This window comes from Chryseobacterium sp. R2A-55, assembly GCF_021401085.1.
Taxonomy (GTDB): Bacteria; Bacteroidota; Bacteroidia; order Flavobacteriales; family Weeksellaceae; genus Kaistella.
In genome coordinates this window covers 102,256-116,904 of the sequence record NZ_JACBFP010000007.1, presented here as the reverse complement: position 1 = coordinate 116,904, position 14,649 = coordinate 102,256, and the positions used below count along the sequence as shown (strand labels likewise).

Below are 14,649 nucleotides of genomic sequence, written 5' to 3'. Positions count from 1 at the left end.
TGATTCCAGCAGTTCCTCTGCGTGAGAAAATCAGACGATTAAATCCGTTCCAGTTCGTCCCCGGAAATCTGGGTCTTAAACGTTCCATAATTCACCGTCACCTTTTGGTTCTTGTCTATTTTTTCAATGGTTCCCACAGAAGTTGAACCCGAAATTCTCACACGCTGACCGATTTTCAACCAAACTGCGCGCTCTTTCTTTTTTCGGTCTTCTAATTTTTCGTGGGTCTCCGCGATTTTTTCCTGAACGTTTTCCTTTTTGAGTTGCTGGGTGATTTTTCTCTTGATCACCTGCAGTTTTTTGGTTTCATCTTTATCAGAGCCAAGTTTTCGGAATTTCTCCTGTTCCAGAATTTTTACGAAATCCCGCACTACATCTTTTCTGGATTTTCCTTTCACATAAGAATCGATGAAACTTTCAATCTTGTTCCCGAATTGCAGTTTTCGGTGTTCGTCTTCGTAAAGTTTCTGGAAGTTGAAGAGTTTCTGCTGAAGCTGCTCGTTGAGTTTTTCCAGATTTTCACGCTTGTTTTGGGTGGATTCTTTTTGCTCGGTTAAATTGGATTTCAGTTTCTCGACCTCAAATTTTTCCTGCTGCAGCTTAACGATGGTTTTATCCAGGTTCACAATGTCGTGTTCCACCTTTTTCTTGGCAGAATTAATGATGAATCTTGGAATCTTGTTTTTCTCTGCAACTTCAAAAGTGAAAGAACTTCCGGCTTGTCCAACTTCCAGTTTATAAAGTGGTTCCAGGGAGTTTTCGTCGAAAAGCATCGCCGCATTCTGGGCGTTCGGAAGTTGTTCAATCACCAGTTTAATGTTCGTGTAATGCGTGGTAATAATTGCGAAAGATTTCTTTTCGTAAAAAAATTCCAGAAAACTTTCCGCCAATGCGCCTCCTAATTCCGGATCAGATCCAGTCCCGAATTCGTCAATCAGTAAAAGGGTATCGGAATTGGCTTCGCGGATGATCTGCGACATTTTTTTTAACCGGGAAGAGTACGTGGAAAGATGGTTTTCAATTGACTGGTTGTCACCGATATCGGTCATTAATTTTTTAAAGAAAAACATTTCCGATTTTGGATGTACCGGAACCAGGATTCCGCTTTGAATCATCAGTTGAAGTAATCCGACGGTTTTTAAGGTAATGGATTTTCCGCCTGCATTTGGTCCCGAAATACAAATGATTCGGTTGTGTTCCGTCAAAGTCAAAGTTTGGGGAAAAATCTTTTTTTGGGCTTCCCGGTTGCGGATCAGCAATAGCGGGTGGAATGCATTGACCAGTCGTAAAGTCTTATGCCGGTTGATTTTAGGTAAAACACCACCGATTTTTTCGGCGAATTTTGCTTTCGCCCTTGTTAGGTCCAAATCGAAAATATAACTTTGATAGTCAGAAAGTTCGGGCTGGAATTCAGAAATTTCTGCAGTAAGTTTTCTTAGTATTTTATCGACTTCTTTCTTTTCTTCCTCCAGGTCTTCCCGAAGTTTAAACTGATGTTTCACCACCGATTCAGGTTGAATATAGGTAATCGACCCTGTTTTTGAAACCCCCAAAACTCTTCCAGAAACTCTTTTTTTGTATCCGGATTTCACTGCCAAAACCCTTTGGTCATCGATGATGCTTTCTTTAATATCATCCAGAAAATCAGTGGTGGAGAGCGCGCTCAAAGTGCGGTTGAAGTTCTCTTGAATGGCTTTTCTGGCATGTTGGATTTCCGTTCGAAGGGTTTTTAAAAATGGGGAAGCCTCACTTTTCACTTCACCGAAACGGTTGAAAACATGATCGATCTTGTCTATGATTTCTTTCTTGAATTCCAAGACTTTCACATCATTATTCAGGTTGTGAAATAACTCTTCAAATGGCGGAAAAAATTTTTGTAGTTTTCCGATTTGCTCAGTCAAGCTTTTTATTTTGATAAAGGCCGCATTTTCTAACCGAAAATTTTCGATCATCATCAGTTTCAGTTCCTGTTCAATATCTTCATATTCGCTGAATGGAATAGCATTTTCGCTTTCAAAACTCGATAGAAATTCCGCTGCCTTTTTTAGTGAAAGTTCAGCCTCGTCAATTTCCATCGGTTGAAGTGCAAGAATTTTTTCCGCCATCTTCGGTGAAAAGGCAAATGGAGCTATTTCCGACAACAGTTCGGGAAATTCGAGTTCGTTTAAATCTTCTTTTTGTATATGCACCCTGCAAAAATAATCAATTTGTTGATGTGAAGATGTGTGGTGGTGTGTACATCATAATTTGAAAACGGTAATATTGTTTTAATTTTGCAATTACTCATTATTCATCATTTATGACTTGGTCCGAAATTGTAGCACCCGTCGTTCATTCGGAATATTATGAAAATCTCTGCCGAAAATTGGAGGAGGAATATTCATCCGGAGATTGTTTCCCGCCGAAAAATCAGATTTTCCGTGCTTTGGAACTGACTCCGTTTGAGGAAGTGAAAGTGGTGATTATTGGGCAAGATCCTTATCATAATTATTTTCAGGCGAATGGGCTTTGTTTTTCTGTTTCAGAAGAAGTTTCTGCGCCACCTTCTTTAAAAAATATTTTTGCTGAACTGAAAGCCGATCTAGGAATAGAGCGAACCAAAACTGAACTCGACGATTGGGCAAAACAGGGTGTATTGCTTTTGAATGCAACTTTGTCAGTGAAAGCTCATGCTCCAAATTCGCATAAATATTTGGGCTGGGAAAAATTTACAGATTTCGTAATCAAGGAGATTTCGGATAAGAAAGAAAATGTGGTTTTCGTTTTGTGGGGCGCATTTGCACAAAAAAAGGAGGAACTCATTGATTCCTCCAAACATTTTATCATTAAATCTGCTCATCCATCACCGTTTTCGGTTTACCGCGGATTTTACGGCAGCAAGCCATTTTCTAAAATTAATGACTATTTAGCATCAAAAAATCTGCAGATTATTTCGTGGTAACTCCGTCTCCGTTTGAACTCTTCGAGAATTTCAACCCGATTTTATAATTCCCCTGAAGTGCTTTAAATCCTTTATCAGAAGTAGTTTGAGGATAAACTTCAACCAACGAAATACTGTAACCATTGAAATTTCCGCTCGTGGTAGTGCCACGTCTGGTGTCATTGGTAGTGCTTAGCTGAAAAGTCATCGGACGGGTATAAGTTCCCATAAATTCAATTTCGGCAGTAGCATTTCCAGCCCAGATACATTCAACGCCTTCCGGACAGCGGCTATCTTCAAGCATTTTCTTGAAGGTTACATTCATTTCATATTCCTTCAGAAATCTTCTTTCGCCTTCTTTTAAATAGATGACGCCGTCTTTCTCCGAATTTGCTGAACTTCTGGCGGCTTCTTTTTTTGCCTGATCTATCGCCGCTTTATCGGGTGGTAATCCTGGTGCCATTTTGGGGTTGCCTTTTTTTGGAGGAGTGGTGTGTTCTTGCATGGTGGTAACGGTTGAAGAATTGCTTATGCTATCTGTTGAATAGACAGTGTTTGTGTGATGGTCTTCCGCAGTTGAAGTGGAGGTGGTGTTCACAGAAGTTTCTGTGTTTGTAATCCCGTTCTTTGTTTCAGGATTTTTACAGGTTGCCAAAGTTAGCAAACCAAATGTGGTAATGAGGATAGGATGATGCATCGTGTTGATTTTAAAATAGGTCAAATAATACTACCAAAAACATTGCCAAAGCAACGATGAAATTAAATCCTGTTCCGTATAAAAAGCCTATCAGTGCGCCTTTTGTGGAATTCCAAGCTTTTTTCTTGTCATTAACATCATGCAGTAATTCACCGATAAACACGCCCAAAAACATCCCGATCAAGAATCCAAATGGAATTGGAATGAAGATCATACCGGCGAATGTTCCGAGTACCGAACCGACGCTTCCCCATCGTGTTCCACCGTATTTTCGGTTGGTTCGGGCGGGAATTACATAATTCAGAATTACAGATATGCCGGTCAATACCACAAAAATCCAGACATAAATCATTGAAAGCGGAGCATCTGTCCCGAATTTATAAATCAACAATCCGCATAAACTCAGCAGTAGTCCAGGTAAAACGGGAATAAAGGTTCCTAAAATCCCCAATACCAGCAGAATCATCACGACGAGGTAAATCAAACTGTTGTCCATTTCTTTTTTTGTTAAAAATAATTATTAATCCGCGAATGACAAACAGTTTTATTAATTTTGTGCTGATGAACACCGAACTGAAAGATACTAAAGATTTTCTGCAAAACATTAGCGATTCCATCCATTATTGGGTACGGGAAAACTTACCCGACAGTTGGGTTCTGTTTTGGCAGATCGTGCTGAAACTTCTGTTTCTTTTTCTGGTTATTTTCCTGGTTAGTTTTTTGGTGAAAATGTTGGTGAATGGAGTTTTCCGGGTGTTTTTTTACAAGGATAAATATCCCGTTTTAAAATCGGTTTACCAATCGAGGATTACCAATTCTTTTGCAAATCTGATTGCGCTTCTGTTCGGGAGTTATGCGCTGTTTTCCATTTTTTACCGGCATCCGAAAAGTTTCACATTTTTGGAAAGAATGATCGGACTGATCATCGTATTCGTGGTAGCGGGAATGCTTTATCGTGGTTTGGCGGCATTTCGGAACTATTACATCATCATGAAAAACCATTACAGAATCATTGCGCTGAATGCGGTTTCGCAAACGGTTCGGATTTTTGGGGTTTTTATTTCCGCAGTGGTGGCGGTTTGTGTCATATTCGGCATCAGCGGTTCTGCGATTGTAGGAAGTTTGGGTGCGATCACCGCAGTTTTGGTTTTGATTTTCCGGGATATGATTTTGGGATTTGTGACCGGAATGCACGTGGCGACTTCCAAAAATCTGAAAGTCGGTGACTGGATCGGAATACCGAAGTACAATCTGGAGGGAAATATCCTGGATCTTAATCTGCTGACGACTAAAATTCAAAATTTCGATAAAACGATCTCTACAATTCCTACTTACGATCTTTTGACCACTGAGATCAAGAATCTACAGGTCATGACCGAAAGCAATACCAGACGCATCAAGCGTTCCATTATTTTCAACATCAAGTCTTTCAAATTTCTGGACAGAGAAAATCTGGATAAGCTGGCAAAAATCAATCTCATTACCGATTATATTGAAACGAAAAGGGATGAATTAATCAAAAGCAGAACCACAATGCCGAATCCTGAACTTTTGATCAATGGCCGGCAACTGACCAATATCGGGGTTTTTCGGGAATATGTCTTTAATTATTTAAAAAACAATGAATCGATAGACCAGCAAGGAACCATCATCGTAAGACAGCTGGAGAATACGCCCCAAGGAATGCCGCTTGAAATTTACTGCTTCACCAATAGTTCTGTTTGGGCGAATTATGAAGATATTCTTGCCGATATTTTCGACCATCTTTTGGTGGCTTCCAAGGAGTTTGATTTGGAAGTGATGCAGTTTTCAAAAATATGAATGACTAATCTGAACAATAAATAATGACGAAACTCAGCGTAAATATAAACAAAATTGCCACCATCAGAAATGCAAGAGGTGGCGAAATTCCAAGTGTGACCGCAGCGGCGATAAAATTGCAGGAATTTGGTGCGCAGGGAATTACCGTTCATCCTCGTCCGGACGAAAGACATATCACAAGAAAAGATGTCTATGATTTGAAGCCTTTGATTAGCACCGAGTTCAATATTGAAGGAAATCCACATCGTCCCTTCCTGGACATGGTTCTGGAAATCAAACCGGAACAGGTGACTTTGGTTCCCGATGCGGATGATGCGATTACTTCCAATGCTGGTTGGGATTGCGAAAAGAATCTGGATTTTCTGAAATTGGTTATCGCTGAACTGAAAAACGCCGGAATAAGGACTTCCATTTTCCTGGACCCCAATCCGGAAATGGTGAAATTTGCCGCAGAAACCGGAACAGATCGAATCGAACTTTATACAGAAGCATTTGCAAAAAATTATACGGTCAACAAAGAATCAGCCATCCAACCGTATTATGAAACGGCTTTGGAAGCAACAAAAATTGGTTTGGGAATCAATGCCGGTCATGATTTGAGTCTGGATAATCTGAAATATTTTGCAGACCATATTCCCAATTTACTGGAAGTTTCCATTGGTCACGCTTTGATTTCCGAAGCGCTTTATATGGGATTGGAAAATACCGTTCAGGCGTATCTGAAACGACTGGCGAAATGGTAGATTTTACCGACAATAATATCCTCATCAGATTCCTTTTATGATGCTTAAGTCCATAAATTATTTTAGAGATACCGAAATGACGCCAATAACCATTATTTTTAAGGACTTTAATTGGTTAGAATATGAGGAAATCATAAGAGAAGAACACAAAAAACCTAAAATCTAATTTAATGCAAATCCTCCACTCAAAAATATACGGACAGGAAAAATCGGGAACTCCACTTTTGGTTTTTCATGGGCTTTTTGGAATGCTCGATAACTGGGGAAGTTTCGGTAAAGAAATGGGCGAGCTTTTCCCGGTTCATCTGATTGATTTACGGAATCACGGCAAAAGTTTCCATTCCGAAGAAATGTCCCACGACGATTTGGCGCATGACATTACGCATTACATGGAACATTACGGGATTGCAAAAGCGAATTTGCTCGGTCATTCTCTCGGCGGAAAAGCAGTGATGCAGTTCGCTATAAAATATCCGCTCAAAGTGGAAAAACTGATCGTCGTAGATATCGGTCCTAAAGCTTATCCCCCGCATCATCAAGGAATTATGAAGGCGCTGGAAAGTGTGGATTTCGAAAAAGTGAATTCCAGGCAGGAAGTGGAAGAGCTTCTCCATCAGTTTATCCCAGAAAAATCCGTCATTCAGTTTCTCACCAAGAATCTTTATTGGAAAGATGATAAAAAACTGGATTGGAGATTCAATCTGAAAACATTGTCCGAAAAATACAGCGAGTTTGTTTCAAATGCCATAAAATATGGGGTTTTTACGGGCGAAACTTTATTTGTCGCAGGTGCAAAATCCAATTATATTCTTCCGCAGGACGAATTTCAAATCAAGCAGCAATTTCCGAATTCCTCCATCGTGACCATTAAAAACGCAGGACATTGGGTTCAGGCGGAAAATCCTAAGGATTTCAATGAGGTGGTGAAGGATTTTATCATGCATAAATTCCTCAGTTGATATTTTTGAAAACGCACAATTAAAGCGTATTTTTGTAAATTATCATTCATCAATCATGGTTTTAGTAACTGGCGCCACAGGAATCCTTGGAAGAGTCATCGTTTTGGAGCTTCTCAAACGCGGAAAATCCGTGCGCGCCACCAAAAGAAAGTTCAGTAACCTTGACGAAGTCTGCAATTCCTTAAAGTTTTATACCGAAAATCCCAATGAATTTTTCAACCGGATTGAATGGGTTGATGTGGATTTTGACGATATCGATTCTCTGAGAACGGTTTTGAATGACATTGTGGAAGTTTATCACTGCGCCGCGAAAGTCAGTTTCCATCCCAGTTCCAGTAAAAAAATGTATCATACCAATATTGAGGGAACAAGAAACCTCCTGTATGCGTGTGAGAATTCTTCGGTGAAAAAATTCTGTTTTGTGAGCTCTATCGCAGTTTTGGATGGACTTAACGAAAATGGGGAAATGGATGAAAACTCCGACTACAATCCCAAGCTGGATCATTCGCCATATGCGGTTTCTAAACATTTTTCGGAAATGGAAGTTTGGCGCGCCGCTGCGGAAGGTTTGAAGGTGGTCATCATCAATCCCGGAATCATCATCGGAAGTGGAAATTGGAACGAAAGCAGCGGATTGATTTTCAAGAATTTTTCCAAAGGCCTCACTTTTTCCGGCGGCACATCCTACGTGGATGTTCGTGATGTGGCGAAAATTTCGGTGGATTTGATGGATAAAAATATTTTCGGCGAAAGATTTATCTTGATTTCCGAAAATAAGAGCTATCAGCAAATGACGGATTTTGTCCGAAAAAAATTGGGAAAACCCGCACCGAAAGTGATTGCAAAATCAGTGTTGCAAGTCGGCCAGGTTTTGAATCTTTTTTTAGGATGGCTGCTTCCACCTTTAAGAATAGCCAATAAAGTAAATATCGAATCGGTGACGACTTTCAATAAGATTTCAAATCAAAAAATAAAGGAAAAACTCGGGTTTGAATTTCTTCCTGTCGAAGAAAGCCTCGATTTCCATCTGAATAATTATTTAAATGACCAAAGAAAGAATTAATACATATCTTTCTTTCGGTAATTCACTTCATTCGTCTCAATATATTATGAATATCACTCATTTCCTTAACGATAATACTCAGAAATTTCCCCTAAAACCCGCCATCGGTTTCAAGAAAAAGGAGGAATGGAAGGAACTCAACTGGACGAATTTGCGGCGGATAGTTTTCAAGACTGCAAATGCCCTGAAAGCTGCCGGAATCAATGAAAATGATAAGGTTGCGATTTATTCCGACAATTCTGCGGAGTGGATTATTTTCGATTTGGCGGTGCTCTCGATCGGTGCGGTCACGGTTCCCATCTATTCCACGAACAACCTGGAACAGGCAGAATATATTCTCGAAGATTCCGAGTCAAAAATTATTTTGGTCGGTAATCAGGAACAATATGACGCCGCGTTTGAACTTTTGGGCAAAAGCAAAGTGCTGAAGCAAATCATCGTTGCTAAAAAATCGGTTTGGATCAAAAAGGAAAATTCACAATATCTGGAAGATTTCATCAAAAAAAGCGGAGAATATCTGGATATTGTGGAAAAGAATGATGAAGATTTAGCCACTATTATTTATACTTCAGGAACAACCGGCGTTCCGAAAGGCGTGATGCTGACTCATGGGAATTTCCATAAATGTTTTGATGCACACTTTGATTTCTTTCAATTTAAAAATTTTGAAAACGAACATTCTCTCGCATTTTTGCCATTGACACACGTTTTTGAAAGAAGCTGGACTTTGCTTTGCCTGTATGGTGGCGCAAAAGTATCTTTTCTGGAAAATACCAAACTCATTGCGAGTACCTTGACGGAAGTGAAACCGACCATGATGTGCTCCGTTCCGAGATTCTACCAAAAAATCTATGCGGGAATTCAGGAAATGGTTTCAGAAGGTTCTGAGTCCAAAAGGAAGATTTTCAACTGGGCGATGAAAATCGGTGGTGAGGTTGCCGAGTTAAAACGGACCGGGAAATCCGTTTCATTTTCCTTAAAACTGAAAAATAATATCGCCAATATTTTAGTTTTCAAAAAGATCAAGAACAAAATGGGTGGAAACCTTTGGTTCATGCCGTGCGGAGGTGCATCGATTTCTTCTGAAGTGACCAGATTTTTTGACTCCATGGGAATCCACATTACCGTGGGTTATGGATTGACAGAAACCACTGCTACTTTGACTGCTTTTCCGTTCCGGAATTATGAACACGGTACAGCGGGAGTTACTTTGGGTGACACCAAAATCAGGATCGGCGAAAACGATGAAATCCAGGCTAAAGGAAGCGGAATCATGCAAGGTTACTATAAAAAACCAAGTGAAACCGCTGAAGTTTTCACCGAGGATGGTTGGTTCAAAACCGGGGATGCCGGAAAATTTGACGAAAATGGAAATCTCGTAATTACTGATAGAATTAAGGATTTGATGAAGACTTCGAACGGGAAATACGTCGCACCACAACCGATTGAAAATCTTTTGTCCAATAATAATTTCATCACTCAAGCCATGGTGATTGCAGAGGGAAAACCTTTTGTCACCGCATTGATTATTCCTAATTTCGAAGCGTTAAAAGAGCAGTTGCCAAAACTGAATATTCCGTTCACCAATTGGGAAGAAATAGTAAAATCAGATAAAATCAGGGATTTTTATCATCAAAAAATTGACGAAATCCAAAAACAGCTTTCCGGTTTTGAAAAAGTGAAAAAATTCGTTTTGATGCCGGCAGAATTTGAAATCACCACGGGTGAAATTACCCCTACTTTGAAAGTCAAACGAAATGTGGTTTTGGCGAAATATGTTGGTTTAATTGATAAAATGTATTCGTAAGTACAGGTCAAGAATGGTCCGACCGTCGAAGGCAGTCAAATCTCAATTTATCCGCATTCATTTTAGAACCGAATTCCAAGTACATTATGAAACTCTTTTTCCTCTGTGTTAAATAATAATTATGGTAAACGAATTTTTAGGAAATCCCAATTTCAATATTTCAGCGCAAACCGTTTCAGCGAGTTGTCCGTCAAACATCGCCCTCATCAAATATTGGGGAAAATACGAAAGCCAGATCCCGGCAAATCCAAGTATTAGTTACACTTTAAACCACTGCAGAACCAATACTGCACTGGAGTTTGTGGCAGATGAAAAATTTTCTGTCCAGACTTTTCTCGGCGGAAATGAAGAAAAGAAGTTTGCCGAAAAAATCGAGAAATATTTTAAAGACATTGAGCCATTTTTGCCCTGGATTTTAAAAGGCAGATACGTTATTAAAACCGAAAATACATTTCCGCACAGTTCGGGAATTGCCAGTTCAGCATCAGGTTTCGGCGCCATCGCAAAATGTCTGATGAATCTGGATGAAGAGTTTTCGGGAAAGTTAGAGAAAGACTTTACGTTAAAAAAAGCTAGTTTCCTCGCTCGATTGGGAAGCGGAAGCGCATGCAGAAGTCTGTATGGCGGACTTGTTGTTTGGGGCGAAACCCAAGAAGTTCCCGGAAGTTCGGACCTTTTTGCGGTTCCTTATCCTACTGATGAAATTCATTCTGTTTTCAAGAATTTCAATGATTGGGTTTTATTGATTCACGAAGGTGAAAAATCGGTGAGTTCCACGGTGGGACATGGTTTGATGAAAACCAATCCGTATGCGGAAAGAAGGTTCCAGGAAGCACATGAAAACTTTTTTTCATTAAGAGAAATTCTGAAAACCGGCGAAATTTCCAGGTTCATCCGACTCGTTGAACATGAAGCATTGACGCTTCACGCGATGATGATGATGAGTGAACCGGCGTTTATCTTAATGAAAACGGGCACTTTGGATGTCATCCACAAAATCTGGAATTTCCGAAAGGAGACCAGACTGAACTTGTTCTTTACTTTAGATGCAGGTGCGAATGTGCATTTGCTTTTTCCCGAAAATTCCGATGCGGACAAAATCCGCGAATTTATTGTGAAAGAATTGTTGCAACATACCCAAAATGGAGGAGTAGTGAAGGATGAGATGAGGTTTTAGAGCTGGATTTGCTTTGCGGGTATCTGATCCTTTGAAACCTTAAGCTAATCATTCTACTTTCTCACCAATTTGCTCATATAGTGGAGCACAAAAATAATGACCACTCCCAAAATTCCTGCAGAAAGTGAAAGGATGTATTTGGCGTTTTCTTCATGCCAAAATCCTAAGTCCCATTCGATTACATAAAGGTTAAAGCCGATGAAAATGATGAAAAGAGCTAGGAATATTTTATAAAATCGCTGCATTTTTGCCTGGTTTAGAATTTCACGTACGTTGTAAATAACTGCGCAAAGTTAGCGGTAAATAATTTAATGGCAATCGCCAGAAGCACAATTCCGAAAACTTTTTGTAATATCTGAAGTGTCGTGGGACCTAATTTCCTTTCGAGCCAGTTTGCTGATTTTAAAACCAGATAAACAAATAGCGTATTCAGAAGTATAGCGGAAATAATATTGATATCATGATAATTGGCACGAAGCGAAAGTAACGTGGTCAAAGTTCCCGCACCTGCCACCAGTGGAAACGCGATGGGAACTATGGATGCTGCTTTTGCCTCGGTGTGTTTGTGGATTTCAATTCCCAAAATCATTTCCAAAGCGATAATGAAGATGACCAAAGCACCGGCAATGGCAAATGAATATACATCTACCCCGATGAATTTCAGGATTTTGTTTCCGATGAAAAGAAATGCAAGCATTAATGCACCTGCTACGATCGCTGCTCTTTCAGACTCTATTTTTCCAAACTTTTGTTTTAAGCCGACGATTACAGGAAGTGATCCCACGATGTCTATCACCGCAAACAAAACCATCGCAGTAGTAAGTGTTTCTTTAATGGAGAAAAATTCAAACATTTTTTTCAAATTAATAATTTGACAAAAATATAAAAAATAATTGATTATTTGTTAATCTCTGAATAAACCGCAATAATGGTATTGAGAAGTTCATCCAAACTTTCTTCAGAAGGAACGGGGGCGTATTTTTCAAACTGGATTTGCTCCGAAAGTGCCCTGTATTTTTCAGCTAACAATTGCCCTTTTGATTGTTCGATGAACTGATTGAATTCTGATTCCGTTGTGAGAGAATTCGCTTTTTTGGTTTCATTTTTAAGGTCTTCATATGCGGTGAAGAACTTTTCGAAATCATTATTTTCTTTTAATTTTTTTAGATATTCGATATTTTCCTCAAAGCGGTTCCCTAAATTTTCTCTGATCAGATCTTCTGTTTCTGCGATGGAAACAAAATTTTTACTGGCTATTTGAGGTTGCAATTTTCGTTTTCCTCTTTTTTTAAGGACCACGAAAAGCAGCGAAACAAACCCAAAAAGCAAAGCCATATTTGCAAAAACAATATTCCAGTTGATCTTGTTTTTTTCGGTGTCTTTTATTTTCAGATTCTGGGTTTGCAGAACTGGTGTGTTTACGGTTTCCAGAACGGTGTTTGTGTAATCGTTCACTTTTTCCAAGGTGGATTTCGCATTCGCTATTTCTTGTGGGGTTTTCACATCCAGGGTGATCGATTTTGCACCTAAATCCACATATTTTTCTTCCGTAGGATCAAAAAAAGAAAAGTCTTCAAATGTAATCGAAAGTGGACCCGCTTTTTTTGGAACCACCACATAATCCGCCGTGACAGATCCGTGTAAGCCATTGCGGCTTGCAACGGTTTTGCTGCTGATTTTGGGAGGATATGAAATATAATTGTTTGATTCCTGGATTTTTGGCAAATGCAGTGACTCGAAATTACCTACTCCGGAAACTTTTAACGAAACCATGACAGCTTTGTCAATTTCAGAGTGTTCCGAATCATTCTTGTTGACTACAGATACCTCAAAGTTGCCGACTGCATTTTTGAAGTTCTCGGGCATTCCACCGGGTAGTTTTTTTACATTAAGGCGAACAGTATTGGATTTGATCTTTTCAACTTTGTCAGCATTGGAAACAGATGCTGCAATAGGGTTGATCTCTACATTTCCGGATTCCGATGGGAACACCATGAACACCGCGATTACCTGCGAATTCATACCAGCCGAGGTTTCGATTTCAGACTTTGCAAAACTTACGGTCCTGAAATTTGCATTTCGCTGCCGCGGAATCTGTATGTTGCCCACTTTTCTGAAACTTCCGTAATCTTTGCTGTAAGCTCGCAGAACTGCAATAGTGGATTCGTTTTTATAAACTTCGCGATCCTGGATTTCGAGATTCAGATAAATGTCATCGGTATCCGTGTTTACCGCCATGGAAGATTTTTTTTCCTGTTCACGGACGTTGATGTCGAAAGGTTCGGTTTTGTATATTTTTCCGTTGACCGTCACCAAAACGGAGCCGAATTTGATCTTCCCTGCTTGTTTCGGACTCAATACCAGTTGGTAAACCATTTGGTTCACCGCATCCCCTTTTTTTGCATCCAGTACCACGGTATTTTGATCTGAAGCAGTTCCGATAATGTCAAATTTAGATAAATCGGGCATTCTCAGCGGCGTTTCCTGCATCATATTTTCACCGCTGATTTCCAACAAAACCGTCAGTTTGAACCGTTGGTTCATTTTGGCCTCTTTTACTTCCGAAACAGCCAGTGTGACCTGTCCGTAAGCTAAAAGCACGGAGAATAAAGACAATATGAATGGAATTTTCTTTTTCATCACCAATCCTTTTCATTGCTTTGGGGCATAGAATAGGAGTTTTTGTTGAGTATCCGCTTTGCGGTTTCACGTTCTTTATTTTCAACCCGGTTCAGGATGGAGTTTTCCAGGTCTTTTGGCATTTGGTTTTCGTTATTAGGCTGGTTTCGGTTCGGGTCGTTTCCCGTACCGTTTTCTTTTCCCTGCTGACCATTTCCCTGTTCCTGCTTTGGAGTATTTCCTTGGTCATTTCCTTTGTTCTGGTCTTTATTCTGGTCATTTCCACCACCTCCACCGGAATTGTTTTTTTGGTCTTTTTGCTGCTGTTTTTCTTTTTCTTTCAGCATCGCAATTTCGTAATTTTTTCGGATGGTTTCGTTGTATGGATCCTGCTTCAAAGCCTGTTTGAAGAGTTCAGCTGCTTTCTTGGAATCATTTTTCTGCATATAGGCATTCCCCAAATTATATAGGGCTGCTTTTTTGTCCGCAATAGTGGTTGAAAGTTTTTCAGCTTTTTCGAATTCTGCTCTGGCTTCTTCGAATTTGCCGCTTTTGTACAGCGAATTTCCTAGATTGTAATGTCCGGTAAAATCCTTATCGTTCAATTTTGCGGCATTCATAAATTTAGAGGAAGCAGATTCGTAGTTTTTTTTATCAAACTGCTGGTTTCCCTCATAAATAAGGGTATTGTAATTTTCCTGAGCTGATGTAAAAATAAAACCTGCAATTGCAAGAATTGCCGAAAAAATAACATTCGTGTTCATTACTGCAAAATTATTCCTTTAATTGTTAAGGAGGTAATGAGGAATTGTTAAATTTCGGTTAAAATGGGGGTGAAAATAC

Annotated in this window: 14 protein-coding genes; 7 read left to right on the top strand and 7 right to left on the bottom strand. The window is 39.6% G+C overall.

From position 1 onward, the window contains the following. Positions 1-38 precede the first annotated feature (38 nt). Positions 39-2,189 carry an endonuclease MutS2 gene (locus L0951_RS09255; RefSeq protein WP_234110947.1) on the bottom strand — a complete coding sequence of 717 codons (2,151 nt, stop codon included), beginning with the start codon at positions 2,187-2,189 and terminating at the stop codon, positions 39-41. Between the two features lie 110 nt (positions 2,190-2,299). On the opposite strand from L0951_RS09255, the gene L0951_RS09250 reads away from it, so the two are divergent. Beyond that, entirely contained in the window at positions 2,300-2,941 is a 642-nt protein-coding gene (locus L0951_RS09250) for a uracil-DNA glycosylase (RefSeq protein ID WP_234110946.1), read from the top strand. Here L0951_RS09250 and L0951_RS09245 read toward each other — a convergent pair. Both L0951_RS09245 and L0951_RS09240 read right to left on the bottom strand, forming a co-directional pair. Next, positions 2,928-3,617 (bottom strand): hypothetical protein, encoded by a 690-nt coding sequence (locus L0951_RS09245; RefSeq protein WP_234110945.1) that lies wholly within the window; start codon positions 3,615-3,617, stop codon positions 2,928-2,930. The genes L0951_RS09250 and L0951_RS09245 overlap by 14 nt on opposite strands. Before the next feature lie 10 nt (positions 3,618-3,627). Then, positions 3,628-4,113: a DUF456 domain-containing protein gene (locus tag L0951_RS09240; protein ID WP_234110944.1), complete on the bottom strand. Its 486-nt coding sequence runs from the start codon at positions 4,111-4,113 to the stop codon at positions 3,628-3,630. A gap of 65 nt (positions 4,114-4,178) precedes the next feature. Between L0951_RS09240 and L0951_RS09235 the strand changes: the two genes are divergently transcribed. The 6 genes from L0951_RS09235 (at position 4,179) to L0951_RS09210 (ending at position 11,187) form a co-directional block, all read left to right on the top strand. After that, on the top strand, positions 4,179-5,438 hold the full coding sequence (locus L0951_RS09235) for a mechanosensitive ion channel family protein (protein ID WP_234110988.1): 1,260 nt from the start codon (positions 4,179-4,181) through the stop codon (positions 5,436-5,438). A 23-nt stretch (positions 5,439-5,461) separates the two neighbouring features. Further along, the gene (locus L0951_RS09230) at positions 5,462-6,181 is read left to right on the top strand and encodes a pyridoxine 5'-phosphate synthase (protein WP_234110943.1); all 720 of its coding nucleotides are present in this window, start codon (positions 5,462-5,464) and stop codon (positions 6,179-6,181) included. A 170-nt stretch (positions 6,182-6,351) separates the two neighbouring features. Further along, entirely contained in the window at positions 6,352-7,140 is a 789-nt protein-coding gene (locus tag L0951_RS09225; RefSeq protein ID WP_234110942.1) for an alpha/beta fold hydrolase, read from the top strand. Positions 7,141-7,195: 55 nt separating this feature from the next. Further along, positions 7,196-8,203 carry an NAD-dependent epimerase/dehydratase family protein gene (locus tag L0951_RS09220; protein ID WP_234110941.1) on the top strand — a complete coding sequence of 336 codons (1,008 nt, stop codon included), beginning with the start codon at positions 7,196-7,198 and terminating at the stop codon, positions 8,201-8,203. A 46-nt stretch (positions 8,204-8,249) separates the two neighbouring features. Then, on the top strand, positions 8,250-10,010 hold the full coding sequence (locus L0951_RS09215; protein ID WP_234110987.1) for an AMP-dependent synthetase/ligase: 1,761 nt from the start codon (positions 8,250-8,252) through the stop codon (positions 10,008-10,010). 121 nt (positions 10,011-10,131) lie between these two features. Next, positions 10,132-11,187, top strand: coding sequence for a diphosphomevalonate/mevalonate 3,5-bisphosphate decarboxylase family protein (locus L0951_RS09210; protein ID WP_234110940.1), 1,056 nt, complete (start codon positions 10,132-10,134; stop codon positions 11,185-11,187). Positions 11,188-11,240: 53 nt separating this feature from the next. Here L0951_RS09210 and L0951_RS09205 read toward each other — a convergent pair whose 3' ends face one another. The 4 genes from L0951_RS09205 to L0951_RS09190 are packed head-to-tail and all read right to left on the bottom strand — an operon-like array spanning position 11,241 to position 14,570. Further along, positions 11,241-11,432: a hypothetical protein gene (locus tag L0951_RS09205; RefSeq protein ID WP_234110939.1), complete on the bottom strand. Its 192-nt coding sequence runs from the start codon at positions 11,430-11,432 to the stop codon at positions 11,241-11,243. An 11-nt stretch (positions 11,433-11,443) separates the two neighbouring features. Then, a complete protein-coding gene (locus tag L0951_RS09200) occupies positions 11,444-12,040 on the bottom strand; it encodes a MarC family protein (RefSeq protein WP_234110938.1) in 597 nt (198 codons plus the stop codon). Between the two features lie 44 nt (positions 12,041-12,084). After that, on the bottom strand, positions 12,085-13,827 hold the full coding sequence (locus L0951_RS09195; protein WP_234110937.1) for a BatD family protein: 1,743 nt from the start codon (positions 13,825-13,827) through the stop codon (positions 12,085-12,087). Next, a complete protein-coding gene (locus L0951_RS09190; RefSeq protein ID WP_234110936.1) occupies positions 13,827-14,570 on the bottom strand; it encodes a tetratricopeptide repeat protein in 744 nt (247 codons plus the stop codon). Before L0951_RS09190 ends, L0951_RS09195 begins: the two co-directional genes overlap by 1 nt. Between the last annotated feature and the right edge of the window lie 79 nt (positions 14,571-14,649).

Excerpts from the sequence above, each read along its gene's own strand:
- L0951_RS09225 (WP_234110942.1), top strand. The coding sequence starts at position 6,352 with ATGCAAATCCTCCACTCAAAAATATACGGACAGGAAAAATCGGGAACT.
- L0951_RS09190 (WP_234110936.1), bottom strand. The coding sequence starts at position 14,570 with ATGAACACGAATGTTATTTTTTCGGCAATTCTTGCAATTGCAGGTTTT.
- L0951_RS09205 (WP_234110939.1), bottom strand. The coding sequence starts at position 11,432 with ATGCAGCGATTTTATAAAATATTCCTAGCTCTTTTCATCATTTTCATC.
- L0951_RS09200 (WP_234110938.1), bottom strand. The coding sequence starts at position 12,040 with ATGTTTGAATTTTTCTCCATTAAAGAAACACTTACTACTGCGATGGTT.
- L0951_RS09250 (WP_234110946.1), top strand. The coding sequence starts at position 2,300 with ATGACTTGGTCCGAAATTGTAGCACCCGTCGTTCATTCGGAATATTAT.
- L0951_RS09220 (WP_234110941.1), top strand. The coding sequence starts at position 7,196 with ATGGTTTTAGTAACTGGCGCCACAGGAATCCTTGGAAGAGTCATCGTT.
- L0951_RS09195 (WP_234110937.1), bottom strand. The coding sequence starts at position 13,827 with ATGAAAAAGAAAATTCCATTCATATTGTCTTTATTCTCCGTGCTTTTA.
- L0951_RS09240 (WP_234110944.1), bottom strand. The coding sequence starts at position 4,113 with ATGGACAACAGTTTGATTTACCTCGTCGTGATGATTCTGCTGGTATTG.
- L0951_RS09215 (WP_234110987.1), top strand. The coding sequence starts at position 8,250 with ATGAATATCACTCATTTCCTTAACGATAATACTCAGAAATTTCCCCTA.
- L0951_RS09235 (WP_234110988.1), top strand. The coding sequence starts at position 4,179 with ATGAACACCGAACTGAAAGATACTAAAGATTTTCTGCAAAACATTAGC.
- L0951_RS09230 (WP_234110943.1), top strand. The coding sequence starts at position 5,462 with ATGACGAAACTCAGCGTAAATATAAACAAAATTGCCACCATCAGAAAT.
- L0951_RS09210 (WP_234110940.1), top strand. The coding sequence starts at position 10,132 with ATGGTAAACGAATTTTTAGGAAATCCCAATTTCAATATTTCAGCGCAA.
- L0951_RS09245 (WP_234110945.1), bottom strand. The coding sequence starts at position 3,617 with ATGCATCATCCTATCCTCATTACCACATTTGGTTTGCTAACTTTGGCA.